A 16628-nucleotide genomic window follows, 5' to 3' on the forward strand; every position below is an offset into this window, starting at 1 on the left:
AGGTCTCTTCGGCCGACTCACGCAGCAGCCGCTGCGCATCGGCCGCCCGGACCGTCACCACCTGGCCGCCGGGCGGAGGCGACCAGGCCAGGGCCGGGTCCTGCCGCAGCACCGCGGTCTGGAGCGCGCGCAGCTCGGTGCCCGGCTCGAGGCCGAGCTCCTCGTCGAGGACGCTACGCACGGTGGTCAGCGCCTCCAGGGCGTCCGCCTGGCGCCCCGCCCGGGCCAGGGCCAGCGCCCGCAGCGCCCAGAGCCGCTCGCGCAGCGGGTAGCGCGCGGTCAGCGCCTCGAGCTCGACGGCGACCGTGGCGTGGTCGCCCAGCGCGAGCGCGGCGACGGCGCGGTCCTCGAGCGCCACGGCCCTGAGCTCCTCCAGGCGGGCCCGCTCGGCGACCGCGGCCGGGGCGTCCTCGAGCTCGACGTACGGCGTACCGCGCCACAGGTCCAACGCCTCGCCGAGGCTGGCGTGCGCCGCCCGGAGGTCGGGCACGGGGACCTGCGTCGGGGCCCACGGCGGTTCGGCCTGCCCGCCCGGCGCGGCGAGCAGCCGGTGCGCGTCGCTCACCGCCCGGTCGAAGCGGTCCGCGTCGAGGCCGCCCTCCGGCAGCACCAGCGCGTAGCCGGGTTCGACGGTGACCAGGACCGAGGCCGGCGCCCGCGGCGCCCGGTCGGGCTCGAGCACCCGGCGCAGGCCGGACACGTAGACCTGCAGCGTCCCGGCGACGCCGTCCGGCGGGGCGTCGCCCCAGAGGAGGTCGACGAGGGCGTCGACCGACACCGGACGGCCGCCCGACAGTGCCAGGGCCGCGACGAGGGCCCGCCGCTTGCGGCTCCCGAGGAGCAACCGCTCCGCACCGCGCCACGCCTCCGTGGCGCCCAGGACCCTCACCCGCACGCGACGAGGATAGGGGGATCCGGGCCCGGGCCGCCGTAGGTGGAGCATCGCTAACTATACCGTCCGGACGGTACAGTTGATGCATGAGCACCCGACCGTCGATGCGCAGTGCCCTGCTCCACGCCGCCGCGACGCTGGTGGCCCAGCGCGGCTACGCGGCGCTGACCCTGGACGCGGTCGGGGCGGCGGTCGGGGTCAGCAAGGGCGGGGTGCTCTACCACTTCCCCACGAAGGAGGCGCTGGTGGCCGCGCTGCTGGAGGAGCTGACGACGGCGTTCGAGACCGACCAGACCGCCGCGCACGCAGCCGACCCTGCGTCTCCCGGGGCGTGGACCCGGGCCTACGTGTCGGCCACGGTCGGGTCGACCCCGGGGGAGTCGGAGCAGGTGGCGGCCGTGGCCCTGCTGGCTGCGGTGGGCTACGACCCGTCGCTCCTCGAGCCGATCCGGGCCCGGTACGACAGCTGGGTCGAGCGGCTCGACGAGGACGGGCTGCCCGGGGTGGACGCCCACGTGGTGCGGCTGGCCGCCGACGGCCTGTGGACGGCCGACCTGTTCGGCCTGGCGCCACCCGATCCGGCGTTGCGGGCCCGCATCCACGCGCGGCTCGCCGAGCTGGCCGGCGCCGGTCGAGGTCGATGACGATGCGCTCGGTGCTGCTCGCCTGGCCTGGACTCGCCCTGGGGATCACGTTCGTCGACGACTTCGTGGCCGGACCCGTCCTGGCCGCCACCGGCGCCTGGGTCGGTGGGCGGGCCGGGGTCGCCGTCGGCGTGGTCACGTTCACCGTCCTGGTCGGTGTCCTGGTGGCCTCCGCCCTGCTGGCCAGTCGGGTCATGGACCCGCGCCACCGGGAGCGGATCGACACCGTGGTCGGCCGAGCCGCCAAGCGTCGGGTGATCGGCAGGTATGTGCACCGGGTCGGCGACGACCACCCCTGGGCCACGGCGGTGGTGGCCGCGGTGGTCAGCCCCGTGCTGGCCGTGCTGCTGGCCCGGATGGTGCACCCGACGCAGCGGCTCGTGCGCACCTCGGTGATCGCCGTGCTCGCCTACGGTGTGGCGTTCTCAGTGTTCTACACCGGTCTCGGCGCCGGGATCGGCGACCTGGCGACCTGACCACGCGGTCAGCAGAGGACGAGCAGGCTGAAGGGCAGGGGGTCCGGGACGCCGTTGCCGTCGGGCGCGTGCGTCTCGACGGTGACCTTCCGGCCGCCGGTCTCCAGGAGCGGCGGCGTGAACCAGGCCGATGCGGACCCGGCCACGCGCTCCACGCTGTTGTGGGCGACGGCAGGGACCAGCAGGCACCCGAGATGGGGGCCGTCCAGCGTCACCACGTAGCGGCCGGGCGTCGAGGTCTGCTCGGCGCCGACCGCGCCGAAGTCCGCCGGCCTGAGCTGGCCGTCGGCCGAGACGCTGGCGCGGACCATGCCGAGCAGCCGCTTCGCGACGTCGGCGGTGCCGGCGGTGAGCGCCGAGTCGGCGGTGCCGGCCGCCTCCGCCACCTCGGCGCGGACGGCGCTCTCGGCTGTCTTCGCGCTGCCTGCCGTGGCGGCGTGGTCGGCGGCCGGGACGGTGCCGAGCGAGTGCTCGTCCACGTCGAGGCCGGTGACCGAGTCCGGAGCGAGGTCGACTCCGCGCACGGACTCGTTCTTGAGGTTCCGCGAGTCGACGGAGTTCTTCGCGAGGCCCCCGGCGACCGCGGCGCCGCTGCCGGCGACCGCGACCAGGAGGGCCGCGCCGGCGAGCAGGCTCGCGGTCGTGGAGGTCGGACGGATGGTGCGGATCATGCTGTTCTTCCTTCTCTGGTTGGTCCGCGGCCGGATGACCGGAGCGGCGTGGCGGGGACTCGGAGACATGGCCCCCGGGTGGAGACCGACGTTCAGACGATCGGTTCCGGATCGTGGGTGTTGACGGTCCGCAGGCCGACGACGGCCGCGGCGAACAGGAAGCCGGCCGCGACGACGAGGGCCCGGCCGAAGCCGTCGCTGAGTGCTTCGGCGGGTGCGGCTCCGGTGGCGAGCCGGTCGGAGACCACCGGGCTGGAGACGGCGGCGAGCACCGCGAGGCCGAGGGCCGCGCCGATCTGCTGGGCCGAGTTGAGCAGCGCCGCGGCGACACCGGCGCTCTCGGCGTCGACGCCCGCGTTGGCGGCCGCGGCCACGGTCACGAACACGAAGCCGACCCCGCTGCAGAGCAGCATCAGGCCCGGCAGCAGGTCGACGGCATAGGACCCGTCGGCGGGCAGCCGGGAGAGCAGCAGGATCCCGCTCCCGGTGACCACCGACCCGCCGACGACCAGCGGCCGGCTCCCGAAGCGGGCGATCAGCTGGGCGCCGCAGGCGGCCGAGGCCGCGGCCATCAGGCAGGACGGGATGTAGGCGAGGCCGGTGCGCACGGCGCCGTACCCCAGGACCTCCTGCATGTAGACGGTGACGAAGAAGAACATCGCGAGGAAGCCGGCGGAGGTGGCCAGCTGCACGACGTTGGCCGCCACGAGGCCCGGCAGACGCAGCACGGGGAGCGGGAGCAGCGGCGCCGCGGCGCGGGCCTCGACGAGGACGAACGCCGTCAGGACGACGGCGGCTCCCGCCAGGCCGGTCACGGTGGCGGGGTCGGCCCACCCCCGGTCGGGGGCCTCGACCAGGGTGTAGACGAGCAGCAGCATCGCGCCGGTGGCCAGCACGGTGCCGAGCAGGTCGAAGCCGCGCCGCACCGCGGCCGGGGCCTCGGACTCGACCAGCACGAGGATGGCGCCGACCAGCCCGACGCACAGGACCGGGTTGATGAGCATGACCCAGCGCCAGCCAGCGGTCTCGGTGAGCACCCCGCCCATCAGGACGCCCGCGGCCGAGGCGATGCCGGCCACCGATCCCCAGATGCCCAGCGCCAGGTGCCGCTCGGCGCGGGTGGTGAACGTCGTGGTGAGGATGGAGAGCGCGGCGGGGAGGCTCAGGGCGGCGCCGATGCCCTGGACCATCCGGGCGACGACCAGGGTCTCCGGGGTGTCGGCGAGGCCGCCGAGCAGCGAGGCGAGCCCGAACGTCGTCAGCCCGGCGAGCAGGACCCGGCGCCGCCCGAGCAGGTCGGCCATCCGGCCGCCGAGCAGCATGAAGCCGCCGTAGGTGAGCAGGTAGCCGCTCGGCACCCACTGCAGCTGCTGCAGCGAGAACCCGAGGTCGTCGCGGATGGCGGGCAGGGCGACGTTGATGATGGTGACGTCGACGAAGTCGAGGAAGGCCACGGCGCAGACCAGCGCGAGCAGGAGCCGGCCGCGCCGGGTCTGCAGGGCGCCGGGCGCCTGGGTGGTCGTCGTGGTGGTCCTCGTGGTGGTCATGGGGTCCCTCCTGGGAAGGTCTGGGGGCGGGTCGGCGCGGCCGCTCCGAACGCCGTCGCCTCCCGGCGCGCGAACGAGCGGCGGGTGAGCCACCACAGGAGCCGGATCGCCGGGCCGCCCGCGGCGAGGACCCGGCGGCGCGCGTCCGCCGGCAGGTCGGCCACGACCCAGGGCACGACGGAGAGGAGGTCACGGGGGGAGTAGGACGGCCGGAAGTGCTCGGCCTCGAGCCGGTGCCACTCCTCGTTGGAGAGGTGGCGCTGGACCAGGGCCATCGCGTCGCGCTCCTCGTGGGCCAGGTGGTCACCCAGCAGGGCCGACGCCCCGTCGAGGGTCTCGACCAGGCGCAGCCGCGTGGCCCCGTCGGGCGCGTCGGCCAGGCGTGCGAAGCCGTCGGAGGCGAGCTGGAGCAGCGGGTCGATCCGGGCGTGCTCGGCCTCCATCGCCTCGAGCACCTCGCGGCCGGCGGCGTCGCCGACCGCGGTCACTCGGTCGAGCAGCAGCGGCCACAGCCCGGCGTCCTCGGAGGCGTGGTGGTGGTGCAGCACCGTCGCGAACAGCCGCCAGCGCTGCTGCAGCGCCGCCCACCTGGCGCGGTCGGCGAGAGTCGTCGTGCGGGCGGCCGCCGTGAGCCGGGCGAGGTCGCGCCGGAACCCGTGGTGCATCACGAACATCATCGACAGGTCGACGGGTCCGTCGGGGGCTGCGGCCTGGCCGGGCAGGCGGAGCTGGGGGGTGGTCGTGCTCATCGTTCTTCCTTCTCGGGGTGGGGGTGGCCGGCCGTCGAGGCCGGACGGACGGAGGCCGGGCCCGTGGGCCAGCGCAGGTCGCTGAGGGGACGTCGGCCGGTGTGCGCGTCCGCGTGGGCCCCGGCTCCGGCCGGGACGCCCACAGCGGCCATCGTCGTCACCAGCCACCCGGGGCCGACGCCGAACTCGGCGGCGAGGGCGGCGCGGTCGAAGGCGCGGAGCTGGCGGACGGCGAGATCCATGGCGGAGGCCTGCACGGTCAGGTGCGCCACTGCCTGGCCGAGGTCGTAGAGCGCGAACTCGGAGTACTCCAGCTCGCTGTCGTCGACCAGCCGGTGCGCCAGGTTGAGGATCAGCAGCGACGCCGAGGGTGCCCAGCGAGCGGCGCTGCCGGCCAGGTGGCGGACCAGCCGCTGGTGGTCGGGTTCCCCGCGCCGCGCGGCGACGAAGGACCACGGCTGGGAGTTGCCGGCCGAGGGTGCCCACCTGGCGGCCTCGAGCAGCCGCTCGACGTCGCCCTCGGTCACGGTGTGGAGCGGGTCGAACGCGTGCGGGCTCCAGCGCCGCGCGAGCAGGGGGTGGATCCCCGGCGCCTCCTGGGGCCGGGCGGTCGCGGTGGTCATGCCACGTCCGCCCGGTCGGCCGGCTCGGTCAGGCCGGTCACGCGGTCCTGGGCGTGCTGGAGCGCGGCGTAGCCTCCCGGCTCCTGCGTGCGCCAGGCGACGTGCCCGTCCGGTCGCACCAGCACGGCACCTCCGGACGCGACGCCGTAGAGCCGTGCCGTGCTGCCATCAGAGTCCGGTACGTCGACGCCGAGGGCGACCACGGTGACCGGCGCCGGGCCGGTGAGGGCCGCGGCGGCCGCGGTCCACTCCTCGTGCTCGGGGCCGGTGACCAGCGTCAGGCGGCCGACGAACAGGTCCAGGGTGGACAGCCGGCGCCCTCCGGGGAGGTGGATCCACGCGTGTGGTGCGCGCCGCCCGGTGACCACCGCCAGGCCGGGCCGGCCCGGCGGCTCCAGGGGTTCCGGCTCTGCGGTGTCGTAGGTGACGCCGAAGTCCATGGCGCCCGGCTCGACGGGGAGGTCGCCCCGCTCCCGGAGCGAGGCCTGCGTGTTCGCGCGGCCGACCGGGCGGCGTTCGTCCTCGTAGGTGTCGAGCAGGGAGTCGTGCGCCCAGCCGCGCAGCACCCACGCCAGCTTCCAGGCCAGGTTGTGGGCGGCGGCGATGCCGGTGTTCATGCCGGTGGCGCCCCGAGGGGTGGTGCGGTGGGCGGCGTCGCCGACCAGGAAGACCGGTCCGTCGCGCATCGCGTCGGCGAGCTCGGCGGCCATGTCCCACGGGAAGATCCGCAGCACCTCCAGGGGCAGGTCCGGCGCACCCGCGGCGGCCCGGATCCGCCTGGCCGCGTGCTCGGGGCTCGGCTCGGCCGCGGCCGCGTCGACCTCCCAGTCGAAGGTCCAGCGGCCCGGGCCCGAGGCCACGAGCAGGCCCTCCGCGCCGGGCGTCGTCACCCAGCGCAGTGCGTAGGACGGCCCGGGCATGAGCCGGTCCAGGTCGGCGGTGAAGAGGACGGCGACGTGGCGCCCGTGCGAGCCCAGGTAGCGCATCGGGACGCCGAGAGCCCGACGCACGTGGCTGCGAGCACCGTCCGCCCCCACCAGGTAGCGGGCCGCCACGTCGTACGCCGGGGCGTCGCCGTCCCGCGGGCGCAGGTGTGCCCGCACCCCGTCCTCGCAGACTTCGAAGCCGCTGAGCTCGGTGCGGAAGCGGACCTCGCCGCCGGCGACCCGCACCTCGTCCAGCAGGACCGGCTCCAGGCGGTCCTGGGGCACGAAGGCGAACCGGGAGGGGCTCACCCGCGACAGGTAGTCGTCGTCGGGCACGCCCAGGTCCTCGACGGCCTGGACGGCCACGCGGAGCGTCGCCGAGATGGCCACCTCCATGCGGACGTCCTGGCCGGCGGCGCGGACGCGGCTCTCGAGACCCCACCCGCGGAAGATCTCCATCGTCCGGGGGCGGATCCCGGAGGCCTTGGGGAAGGTGGAGGTGCCGGCGTGCTTCTCGACGACCAGCACCCGCACTCCGTGGCGGGCCAGGCCGAGCGCGGTCGTGAGCCCGGCCGGTCCGGCGCCGACGACGAGGACGTCGAAGCGCTGCGCCGGGCCGGACGTGGTGGGGCTGGGCGAGGTGGCGAGCTGAGGGGACACCGAGGCTTCTTCCGGAGGGGATGGGTGGGTCAGTCCCCACGCTCCCCAACGGCGAGGCTCGCGACATCCGTAGCCGCTACGGAGTTAGCGAGCGCGCACGCGGAGCCGGCGGTCTCGCCGTCAGGAGCCGTCGGCGTTGTGCCGGTCGCGGAGCTCGCGGCGGTCGGACGCGTCGAGCTTGCCGAGGAGGTTCGCGACGTGCGTCTCGACGGTGCGCCGGGAGAGGAACAGCTGCTCGGCGATCTCGGCGTTCGTCCTGCCGTCGGCCACCAGCCTCAGCACGTCCAGCTCCCGGCTGGTGACGCCCCTGGCCCGCAGGGCGGGCGGCACCGCCGCGTCACCGCGTCCGCGCCGGACCGGTGAGCCGGCCTGCCGGAGCAGGTCACGGCACGTGCGCGCCAGCGGGCTGTCGCCATGGCGCTCGTGCTCGGCCAGGTCGTGGCGCAGGTGCGGGACCGGGTCGCCCCACCCGTCGACGACGCACGACTCCAGCACCAGCAGCCGCCACATCCGCCGGGTCCAGGGCAGGCCGTCGAGCCCGGAGTCCCCGGCCTCGAGCAGCGCGACGGCCTCGGCGGTCCGGCCGGCCCGTCCCGCCGCGATCGCCTCGGCGTACCGGAGAGCAGCGCGGTTCCCCGCCCGGTTCAGGGAGGGCAGGCCCGCCAACGCCTGCCGGGCCTCGTCGGCCCGGTCGTCGACGGCGGTGCGCAGCAGGGCCCAGAGCCCGAACTCTAGCCACGGGACACTCGTACGTCGCGAGACCAGCGCGCTGACGTGCGGGTCGAGCAGGGCGTTGGCGCCCTTGAGGTCGTGCCGGAGGATCAGCGGCAGGGCACGGACGGCGGCCACCTGTGCGTCGACCTCCGCCCAGCCGGAGGGGATCCCGGCCAGCGCGGCCTCCATCCCCGCCGTGTCGTCCGCGGCGGCCCTGGCCGCCGCCCTCACCAGGGCGCAGCCGACCTGCACCTCGGGCAGCCTCAGGTGCAGCCGTGCGGCGTGGGCCAGCAACGCGGTGGCGGTCTCCTCGTGCCGGGCCGGTCCGTCGCGGAGCCGGCTGGACTGGAGCTCGATGACCTGCGCGGCGGCCGCGAGACCCAGCATGCCGGCCTCCGTGGCCACCTGGACCGCCTCGGTCAGCGACTCGGAGGGGGTGTACTCGTCGCGCAGGAGCTCGAGCGTCCCGAGCCCGATGAGCGCCGTGATCCGGTGGTAGGCGATCCGGTGCTCGGCCGCCACCTGGAGCTCGCGGGTGAAGAACCCCCTGGCCAGCTGCGGGTCGCGGATCCGGGCGACCCGTCCCGCGATGTCCAACGCCTCGCCGAGCACGGCCGGGGAGCCGGACCGCTCCGCCCGGTCCACGGCCTCCGCCACCAGCCGCTCCGCCCGGTCCGCGTCGCCGGCCCCGAACGCGGCATCGGCGACGAGCAGCGCGGACCTCGGGTCCTCGGGACGCCCGGCCCACAGCACGAACTTCTCGGCGTCCTCCCACCGGCGGGCACCGACCGCCGCGCGGGCCAGGGACAGGCAGAGCTCGACGTGGAGGTCGCCGGCCGCCGCCGGCAGCGCGGCGACCCCGACCGCCACGGCCTCCGGCATCCGGCCGGTCCAGGTCAGCAGGACGACCCGCTCGTGGGCGACCTGCGCCACGTCGCAGCCCGCGGCCTGGGCGTGGTTCAGCAAGGTGGCGGCGAGCCCCAAGTTGCCCGCCACCCGGGCGTCCCGGGCGAGCGAGAGGAACAGCGCCGCGGCCCGTTCGGCCTCGCCGCCGGCCGCCAGCAGCTCCGCGGCCTGGACGGCGTCCTCGGGTCGTCCGCGGGCCAGCAGGGCGTCGGCCACCCGGACCGACAGCGCGGCCCGCTCGGGGGCCAGCAGGCCCGACAGGACCGCCTCGCGAGTGAGCGCGTGTCGCCACGTCACCCCGTCGCCGTCCTCGCGCAGCAGGCCGGCATCGACCGCGGCGCGTGCCGCGGCGAGCACCTGGCTCTCGGGCTGTCCGACCGCGGCCGGGATGACCGCCCACTCGGGCTCGGTCCCGGTCACGGCGGCCACCTCGAGGCACCGCTGCTGGTCGGGCTCGAGCAGGGCGAGGCGCCGACGCGCCAGCGCGGCCAGTGCCCGAGGGGCGGCCGGGGACTGGGCCGAGGCGTGCTCGCCGAGCACCGCCTCGTCCACCAGCTCCTCGACGAGCAGGGGGAGCCCCTCCGACAGGGCCGCGAGCTCGGCGGCCCGGTCGTCGTCGAGGCGCCCGGCGGACCGCTCCCGGGCCAGCGCCAGGCACGCTGCGGGCTCGAGCCGCGCGAGCACGACCCGCTGCACGGAGCGCTGGGAGCCGAGCCGGTGCATCACCTCGGAGCCGGGTTCGTCGTCCCGCGCCGACGCCACCACGAGCACCGGGAGGTGCTGCAACCGGTCCGCCAGGTACTCCACGAGGGCGAGGGTGTCGGCGTCCGCCCAGTGCAGGTCCTCGAGGACCAGCACGCAGCCCTCGCCCGCGGCGAGCGCCAGGAGCAGCTCCGCCACTCCTTCGCCGAGCACCAGCGCCGGGTCGACGTCGAGCGCGGTGCGCTGCGCCGGGTCATCGTCCCACCCGGGCAGCAGCCTGGCCAGCGCGGCTCGGTAGGGCCGCAGTGCCGGGAGGTCCGCGAGGTCGCGGACGGCAACCCCGGCGCGGAGGAACGCCTCGGCCACCGGTCGGTAGGCGCCGCTGTGCTCGGTGGCGCGGCCGCGCAGGACCCGCAGTCCTTGCTGCTCGGCCCCGTCGGTCGCGGCGGCGACCAGCCGCGACTTGCCGACGCCGGCCTCGCCCACGACGAGCAGCACGCCGCCGGAGCCTGTGGCGGCGGCGGACACCGCCCGTCGCAGCGCGGCTGCCTCCGTGTCGCGGCCCACCAAGGCCGCAGCGCCGAGGTGTGGCGACTCCGTCACACGGCGAAGATACGCTCGCGAGGGCGCGGCGCTCAGCCCTCGACGGCGGTCGCGGGTCCCTCGTCGCGCCCGTCGGCGATGAACTCGCGCAGCACCCGGGCGAACCGGTCCGGGTCGTCGAGGTGGGGGAAGTGACCCGCGCCCTCGAAGAGCTCGACCTGGCAGTCGGGCACGGCGCGTTGCGCGCTGAGCGCGTGCCAGGCGGGGATCATCCGGTCCTTCGAGCCCCACACGATCAGGGTCGGGATCGGTAGGACGCTGCCCAGGTGGTCGTGGGCGCTGATGCTCTGGCCGCCGATGTCGATGACGGCGCGGGTGGTGGCGAGGAAGGCGCGCCGGCTCTCGCGGTCGCCGAGCGAGCTGAACCCGCGCCAGATCGCCCGGATGTCCGAGCCGGGCCGCCAGCCGAGCTTCGACGCGCCCCGGCCCAGGGCCTCGGCACGCGACAGGACCGGCGCGGAGGCGACCAGGCCGAGCACCTGCTCGGCGCCGGGCAGGGTCGCGGAGCGCAGGACGAGGTTGACCTCGCGTCCCAGCCCGCCGCTCGACACCAGGACGAGCCGGTCGACCCGCTCGGGGAAGAGGTAGAAGAACTGCATCGCGATGCCACCGCCGAGCGAGTGCCCCACGAGCGTGACCCGCTCGACCCCGAGGTGGTCCAGCAGGTCACGCATCGTCGCGGCGTGCGCGCTGAGCGAGTAGTCCCCGGTCGGCTTGGCCGAGTCGCCGTGGCCGAACAGGTCGGGCACGAGCACCCGGTGGTCGTCGTCCAGCTTGTCGACGAGGTGCGACCACTGGCGCTGCGAGCCGAGGATCCCGTGGATGAACAGCACCGCCGGTCCCGAGCCGCTGTCGACGTAGGAGAGCTCGTGACCGTGGAGCACGACCCGGTGTGGAGCCATGTGCGCCATGGTGGGCCTTCTCGAGTTCGCGGTTGACCGAGCAGGTCCACGGTAGCGCTGCCCGTGTCGTGGGACCGCGCCTCAGGTGTCGATCGCCTCGACGTTGGCCTGCCCGTCGGTCGTGAGGACGACCGACATCCAGCCGTCGCTGCACCGCAGTCTCCGAGCGGACGCCCCGGTCACGACGTACCGACCCGTGAAGCTGTGGGTCACGACGTACGTCGCGTCGGTCCACATGCCGCAGACCTCACCGGTGGCGACCAGGTCCAGGTAGCGGTGCCTGCGCGCGGTCACCCGCAGCGTGGCGGTCGCGGGCTCGCAGGTCCCCGGGGCCGGGAGGCTCCCGTCGGAGCTGGCGAGCTCGGCCGTGTAGGCGCCGTCGAACGGCCTGCCCGTCACCGTGCCGCTGAGCAGCGCGGTCCCGGCGTCGTCGAGCGTGTAGGAGCCGAGGCCGTCGCCGCGGAGGTCGACGGCGGGCGGCCGCGCGGCGCCGGCCGGGGCGGCCGTGGCGAGGATCAGCAGGGCGCCCATCAGGACGCCCATCAGGACGCCCATCAGTGCGAGGGTCTTCGACTTCACGTTCGTCTTCACGTTCATGCTGGTCTCCTTGAACCTGGGTGGCGGGTTGCCGAGAGGACCGTGTCGCGGGACTCTTGAGCCGGTCTTGGGGGTGGGTTGAGGCGCGCGCCGGCCGACGGATCCGCGGGTGGTCGCCGCCTGGTTCAGAAAGCACGGTGGAGCGAGCGCGGTGGACGGCGAGGCGACGTTGCGGCTCCGGGTGCTCGGCGAGCTCGCCGCCACCCGGGACGGCGCGGTCGTGGACCTCGGCGGACGACGTCAGCGCGCCGTCCTGGCGGCCCTGGTCGTCCTGCGGGACCAGGTCGTCTCCGCCGACCACCTCGCGCACTGCGTCTGGGGCGACCACCTGCCGAGCAACCCGGCGGGCGCCGTCCAGGCCTACGTCAGCCACCTGCGCCGGCGCCTCCAGCCCGAGGCCGCGGCCCGCAGCCGGGACGCGGTCATCGCCAGCGAGGCGCCCGGGTACGTCCTGCTGCTCCCGCCCGACTCCGTCGACGCGTGGTGCTTCGAGCGCGCCGTCGACGCCGCGGCGGGGCTCGCCCCGGGCGAGGCGGCGCACACGCTGGACGAGGCGCTCCGGCTGTGGCGCGGCCCGGCGTACGCCGAGTACGCCGGCGAGCCGTGGGTCGAGGCCGAGGTCCGGCGGCTCAGCGAGCTGCGCGCGCTGGCCCGCGAGCGTCTGCTCGAGGCCCGGCTGCAGCAGGGGGACGCGGCGGTCGTCATCGGTGAGCTCGAGGCGCTGGTGGCCGAGGACCCGCTCCGCGAGGAGCGCTGGCGGCTCCTCGCGCTGGCCCTCTACCGGGCCCATCGCCAGGCGGGTGCCCTGGAGGCGCTGCGCCGGGCCCGCGAGACGCTGGCCGAGGAGCTGGGCGTCGACCCGGGCCCCGCGCTCCGGGCCCTCGAGGCCGAGATCCTGGCCCAGTCACCGACCCTCGACGCGCCGGCCCCGCGGCCCCCGGTGGAGCTGCCGATGGACCCGCCGGTGGAGGTGCCGACCGGGGAGGAGATCTCCGCACCGATCGTCGGGACCGACCTCGTCGACCGGGAGCGGGAGCTGGCGACGCTGCGGCGGATGGTGGACGAGCTGTCGCAGGGGCGGCCGGGGTCGCTGCTCATCGAGGGCCCGGCCGGCATCGGCAAGTCGCGACTCCTCGAGGAGACCGTGCGGCTGGCGGGCGCCGCCGGTGCCCGGGTGTACTCCGCGCGGGCCAGCCAGCTGGAGCAGTCCTACGGGTTCGGGGTGGTGCGCCAGCTCTTCGAGCCGTGCCTCGGCGACGCCGCCGCGGCAGGCACGCTGCTGGCCGGTGCCGCCGCGGTCGCGAAGCCGGTGTTCGAGGACGGGGCGGGCGACGACCCGCTGCACCACGGCGGCTTCGCCGTGCTCCACGGGCTGTACTGGCTGACCGTGAACCTCGCCGGCGAGGGGCCGCTGGTCATCTGCGTCGACGACATCCAGTGGTCCGACAGCGCGTCGCTGCGCTACCTGGCCTACCTCGTCAAGAGGCTCGAGGGGGTCCCGGTGCTGCTGGCGCTGGCGATGCGCACGGGCGAGCAGCACCCCGACGAGGGGCTGCTCGCCGAGCTGGCCCTCGACCCGTCGGTCACCGTGCTCCGCCCGGCGCCGCTGAGCGCGGACGCCGCCGCGGCCCTGGTCCACGAGCGGCTGGGGGAGGGGGAGGCGCCGTTCGTCGAGGCGTGCCACCGGATGACCTCGGGCAACCCGCTGCTGCTGCGGCAGCTGCTGCGGGCCCTGGCCGACGAAGGGGTCCCGCCGGACGTCTCCCACGTCGACACCGTGCGGGCGGTCGGCTCCCGCGCCGTCTCGGCCCTGGTGACCCTGCGGCTGCGCCGGATGCCGCCCGCGGTCACCGCGGTGGCCCGCGCCGTCGCCGTGCTCGGTGAGGCCGCCGGCCTGCCGACCGTGGCGGCGCTGGCCCAGCAGCCCGAGGACCAGGTGGCCGCCGCCCTCGACACCCTGAGCCGCAGCGAGATCCTGAAGGAGGAGGAGCACCTCACCTTCGTCCACCCGCTGGTCCGGGAGGCCGTCTACGACGACCTGTCCGCCGGCGAGCGGGCGCTGCACCACGAGCGGGCCGCGGAGGTGCTGGCGCAGCACGGTGCGACCCCCGAGCAGGTCGCGGCGCACGTGCTGCGGGCACCGCGCCGGGGGAGCGCGGCCACCGTCGAGCTCCTGCGGGCCGCGGCCGGCACGGCGGTCTCGCGCGGCGCGGCCGAGGCGGCGGTCGCGCTGCTGAGGCGGGCGCTGGAGGAGCCCGTCACCGGGCCCGACCGCGCCCAGGTGCTCGTCGAGCTCGGCCGGGTCGAGGTCAACGTCGACGGCCCGGCCGGCGTCGCCCACCTGACCGAGGCGTACGCCGCGCTGGACGACCCGCGCGAGCGGGCCCTGCTCGCGATGGGGATCGTCCGGACCCACCTGTTCGCCTCGCCGCCCGGGGTCGCGACCGCCTTCGCCCGCGAGGCGGCCTCCGCGCTTCCCGACAGCCTCGACGGCGAGCGGCAGGGGCTCCTCGCCCTGCAGCGCATCACCGGCTACATGCACGGACTTCCGGCGGACGCCTACCGGGCCGGCTCGATGCCCGAGGTGTCCGGTGCGGGCGACGGGGCGCGGATGCTCGCCGCGACGCTGTCCTACGAGCTGCTGCGCGACGGCCGGGACCGGGCCGGCTCCATCCGACTGGCGCGCTTCGCCCTGGAGGGAGACCGGCTCCTCGAGGTCGACAACGGGTTGTTCTGGGTCTTCGCGGCGACCGTGCGGCTGCTGGCCGACGACGACCTGGGTGGCTTCTGGGACCGGGCCCTGGCCCGGGCGCAGGCGGCCGGCGACCTGTTCGCCACGCTCTCGGCCACGCTCTGGCGGGGCTTCTGGCAGTGGCGGCACGGGCGGCTCGACGACGCGCTGCGGTCACTCGCCGACGCCGCGGAGCAGCAGCAGACGTGGGGCCTGTCCGGCGCCACGTCGACGTACGCCGCCGCGTTCACCATCGGCGTCCTGGTCGACCGCGGGGACCTGGACGCGGCCACGGACACCCTCGACCGCGCCCGGGAGCTGCCCTGGGTCGGCGAGGGCGGACGGTTGATGCGCGAGGCCGCGGCCCGGCTGCTCGTCGAACGGGGGCGGCCCGAGGAGGCGCTCGCGGAGCTCACGGCGCACCGGGACCACCCCCAGGTCACCAACCCGGTGTGGTCCGCCTGGCGGGCCCCGCTGGCCCGGGCGCTGGCGGCGCTCGGGCGCGTCGAGGAGGCGGTCGCCGTCGCCGAGGAGGAGGTCGCGCTCCTGCGGACGTGGGGTGCACCCACGGCGCTCGGGCCGTCGCTGCGGGTGCTGGGCGAGGTGCGGGGCGCCGACGGGACGCCGGACCTCCGCGAGGCCGTCGAGGTCCTGACCGGGACGATCGCCGTCCTCGAGGAGGCGCGCGCCCGGCTCGCCCTGGGCAGCTCCCCGCAGGTCCCTGCCGACGAGGCGGTGCCCCTGCTGCAGGCGGCGCTCTCCACGGCCCGCGCGTGCGGGGCCCGGGCGGTCGCGCGCGACGCGGAGGCGGCGCTCGCCGCGGTCGGTCTCAAGTCATCCTCAAGTCGGCCCGGTCATCCTGGAGCGCCCCGATCGTGAGGAACCCCATGATCCCCGAGCCCGCCCCTCGAGCCGAGGTCCTGCGCGGGCTGTGCGGCGGTGCCGTCCACCTGCCCGGCGACGCGGCGTACGACGAGGCGCGGATGCCCTGGAACCTCCAGGCCGACTCCCGGCCCGCCGCGGTCGCCTACCCGGCGTTCCCCCACGAGGTCGCCTCCGTGGTGCGCGCGGCGGCGTCCGCCGGGCTGCGGGTCGCCCCCCAGGGCACCGGTCACGGCGCCCCGCCGCTGTCCGGCCACCTCGCCGACGCCGTACTGCTGCGGACCTCGGCGATGACCGAGCTGCGCATCGACGCCGAGCGACGTACGGCACGCGTGGGGGCCGGGGTGCTCTGGGGCGACGTGGTGGAGCGCGCCGGCCGTGTCGACCTGGCGGCGCACCACACCTCCAGCCCCAGCGTGGGCGTCGTCGGGTCCTCGCTGGGCGGCGGCCTGAGCTGGTACGCCCGGCAGCACGGTCTTCAGTGCAGCGCGATCACGGCGGTCGAGCTGGTCCTCGCCGACGGCACCTCCGTGCGCGCGACCGAGGACGCCGACAGCGACCTGCTGTGGGCGGCCCGCGGAGGCGGCGGCGGGTTCGGGGTGGTCACCGCGCTCGAGTTCGACTTGCTCCCGGTGAGCGCGGTGTACGCCGGGATGATGGCGTGGGACTGGACGCACGCGGCCCGCGTGCTGACCACGTGGTCCGAGTGGTGCTCGACCGCGCCCGAGTCCGTCACCAGCGTTGCCCGGCTGTTCCAGGTGCCCGACCAGTCCTGGCTGCCGGCCGACATGCGGGGCCGCCAGCTCGTTGTCGTCGACGCCGCGGTGCTCGCAGGCAGCGACGCAGCCACCGCCCTGCTCGCCCCGCTGCGGGCGCTCCGACCGGAGATCGACACGTTCGGCGAGTGCTCGGCCGCGTCCCTCTCGCACCTGCAGCTCGACCCCCTCGCGCCCACCGCGGTCTACGCCAACAGCGTCCTGCTCGACGCGATGCCCGGTGACGCAGTGGAGGCGCTGGTCGCGGCGGCCGGCCCGGGATCGCAGTCGGGCCTGCTGTTCGTCGAGCTGCGCCAGCTCGGGGGAGCGCTGGCCCGACCGGCTCCGCGGGGCGGGGCGCTGGACCACATGGACGGCTCGTTCCTCGTGCTCGGCGTGGGTCTCGACCAGGGCGCCGGCTGGGCGGCGGTCCGCGACGACGCCCACCGGGTGATCGACGCGCTCCAGCCGTGGACCAACGACTCGGCGTACCTCCTGATGATCGACGACGTCGTCGACGAGCAGCGCGGCCTGCCGGCCAGCGCCTGGCGCCGCCTGGTCGACGTCCGCGCGGCGGCCGACCCCGACGGGCTGTTCCTCCCGCCCCGTCCACCTGCACATCCAGCTGCACATCCACCTGCAGAGCAG

13 protein-coding genes are annotated in these 16628 nt (G+C 76.0%); 4 read left to right on the forward strand and 9 right to left on the reverse strand.

The window, feature by feature from the left end; genetic code table 11:
- A partial coding sequence (locus tag JHD21_RS12590; RefSeq protein ID WP_292675676.1) for an AfsR/SARP family transcriptional regulator occupies positions 1-895 on the reverse strand: 895 nt, incomplete at its 3' end.
- A gap of 83 nt (positions 896-978) precedes the next feature.
- Here JHD21_RS12590 and JHD21_RS12595 point away from each other — a divergent pair.
- Complete coding sequence (locus JHD21_RS12595) at positions 979-1536, forward strand: TetR/AcrR family transcriptional regulator (protein ID WP_292675679.1); 558 nt, start codon at positions 979-981, stop codon at positions 1534-1536.
- Positions 1537-1547: 11 nt separating this feature from the next.
- Entirely contained in the window at positions 1548-2012 is a 465-nt protein-coding gene (locus JHD21_RS12600) for a hypothetical protein (RefSeq protein WP_292675682.1), read from the forward strand.
- Between the two features lie 8 nt (positions 2013-2020).
- Here the strand turns inward: JHD21_RS12600 and JHD21_RS12605 are convergent, their stop codons facing one another.
- The 8 genes from JHD21_RS12605 to JHD21_RS12640 all read right to left on the reverse strand — a co-directional run bounded on the left by JHD21_RS12605 (position 2021) and on the right by JHD21_RS12640 (position 11612).
- Positions 2021-2683 (reverse strand): hypothetical protein, encoded by a 663-nt coding sequence (locus tag JHD21_RS12605; RefSeq protein WP_292675684.1) that lies wholly within the window; start codon positions 2681-2683, stop codon positions 2021-2023.
- Positions 2684-2775: 92 nt separating this feature from the next.
- Positions 2776-4230 (reverse strand): MFS transporter, encoded by a 1455-nt coding sequence (locus tag JHD21_RS12610; RefSeq protein ID WP_292675688.1) that lies wholly within the window; start codon positions 4228-4230, stop codon positions 2776-2778.
- Positions 4227-4979, reverse strand: coding sequence for a hemerythrin domain-containing protein (locus JHD21_RS12615; protein WP_292675690.1), 753 nt, complete (start codon positions 4977-4979; stop codon positions 4227-4229). Before JHD21_RS12615 ends, JHD21_RS12610 begins: the two co-directional genes overlap by 4 nt.
- Complete coding sequence (locus tag JHD21_RS12620) at positions 4976-5602, reverse strand: nitroreductase family protein (RefSeq protein WP_292675693.1); 627 nt, start codon at positions 5600-5602, stop codon at positions 4976-4978. The genes JHD21_RS12615 and JHD21_RS12620 overlap by 4 nt, the downstream gene beginning before the upstream one ends.
- Positions 5599-7188 carry an FAD-dependent oxidoreductase gene (locus tag JHD21_RS12625; protein WP_292675695.1) on the reverse strand — a complete coding sequence of 530 codons (1590 nt, stop codon included), beginning with the start codon at positions 7186-7188 and terminating at the stop codon, positions 5599-5601. The genes JHD21_RS12620 and JHD21_RS12625 overlap by 4 nt, the downstream gene beginning before the upstream one ends.
- 120 nt (positions 7189-7308) lie before the next feature.
- Entirely contained in the window at positions 7309-10113 is a 2805-nt protein-coding gene (locus tag JHD21_RS12630; RefSeq protein WP_292675698.1) for a LuxR family transcriptional regulator, read from the reverse strand.
- Between the two features lie 32 nt (positions 10114-10145).
- Complete coding sequence (locus JHD21_RS12635; RefSeq protein WP_292675700.1) at positions 10146-11015, reverse strand: alpha/beta fold hydrolase; 870 nt, start codon at positions 11013-11015, stop codon at positions 10146-10148.
- Positions 11016-11096: 81 nt separating this feature from the next.
- Entirely contained in the window at positions 11097-11612 is a 516-nt protein-coding gene (locus tag JHD21_RS12640; protein WP_292675703.1) for a hypothetical protein, read from the reverse strand.
- Positions 11613-11721: 109 nt separating this feature from the next.
- On the opposite strand from JHD21_RS12640, the gene JHD21_RS12645 reads away from it, so the two are divergent.
- On the forward strand, positions 11722-15222 hold the full coding sequence (locus JHD21_RS12645; protein WP_292675706.1) for a BTAD domain-containing putative transcriptional regulator: 3501 nt from the start codon (positions 11722-11724) through the stop codon (positions 15220-15222).
- An 8-nt stretch (positions 15223-15230) separates the two neighbouring features.
- Positions 15231-16628, forward strand: a 1398-nt coding sequence (locus JHD21_RS12650; protein WP_292675709.1) for an FAD-binding protein, incomplete at its 3' end; no start/stop codon positions are given.

Source organism: Nocardioides sp., from assembly GCF_016462705.1.
In the GTDB taxonomy this organism is placed as follows: Bacteria; Actinomycetota; Actinomycetes; order Propionibacteriales; family Nocardioidaceae; genus Nocardioides.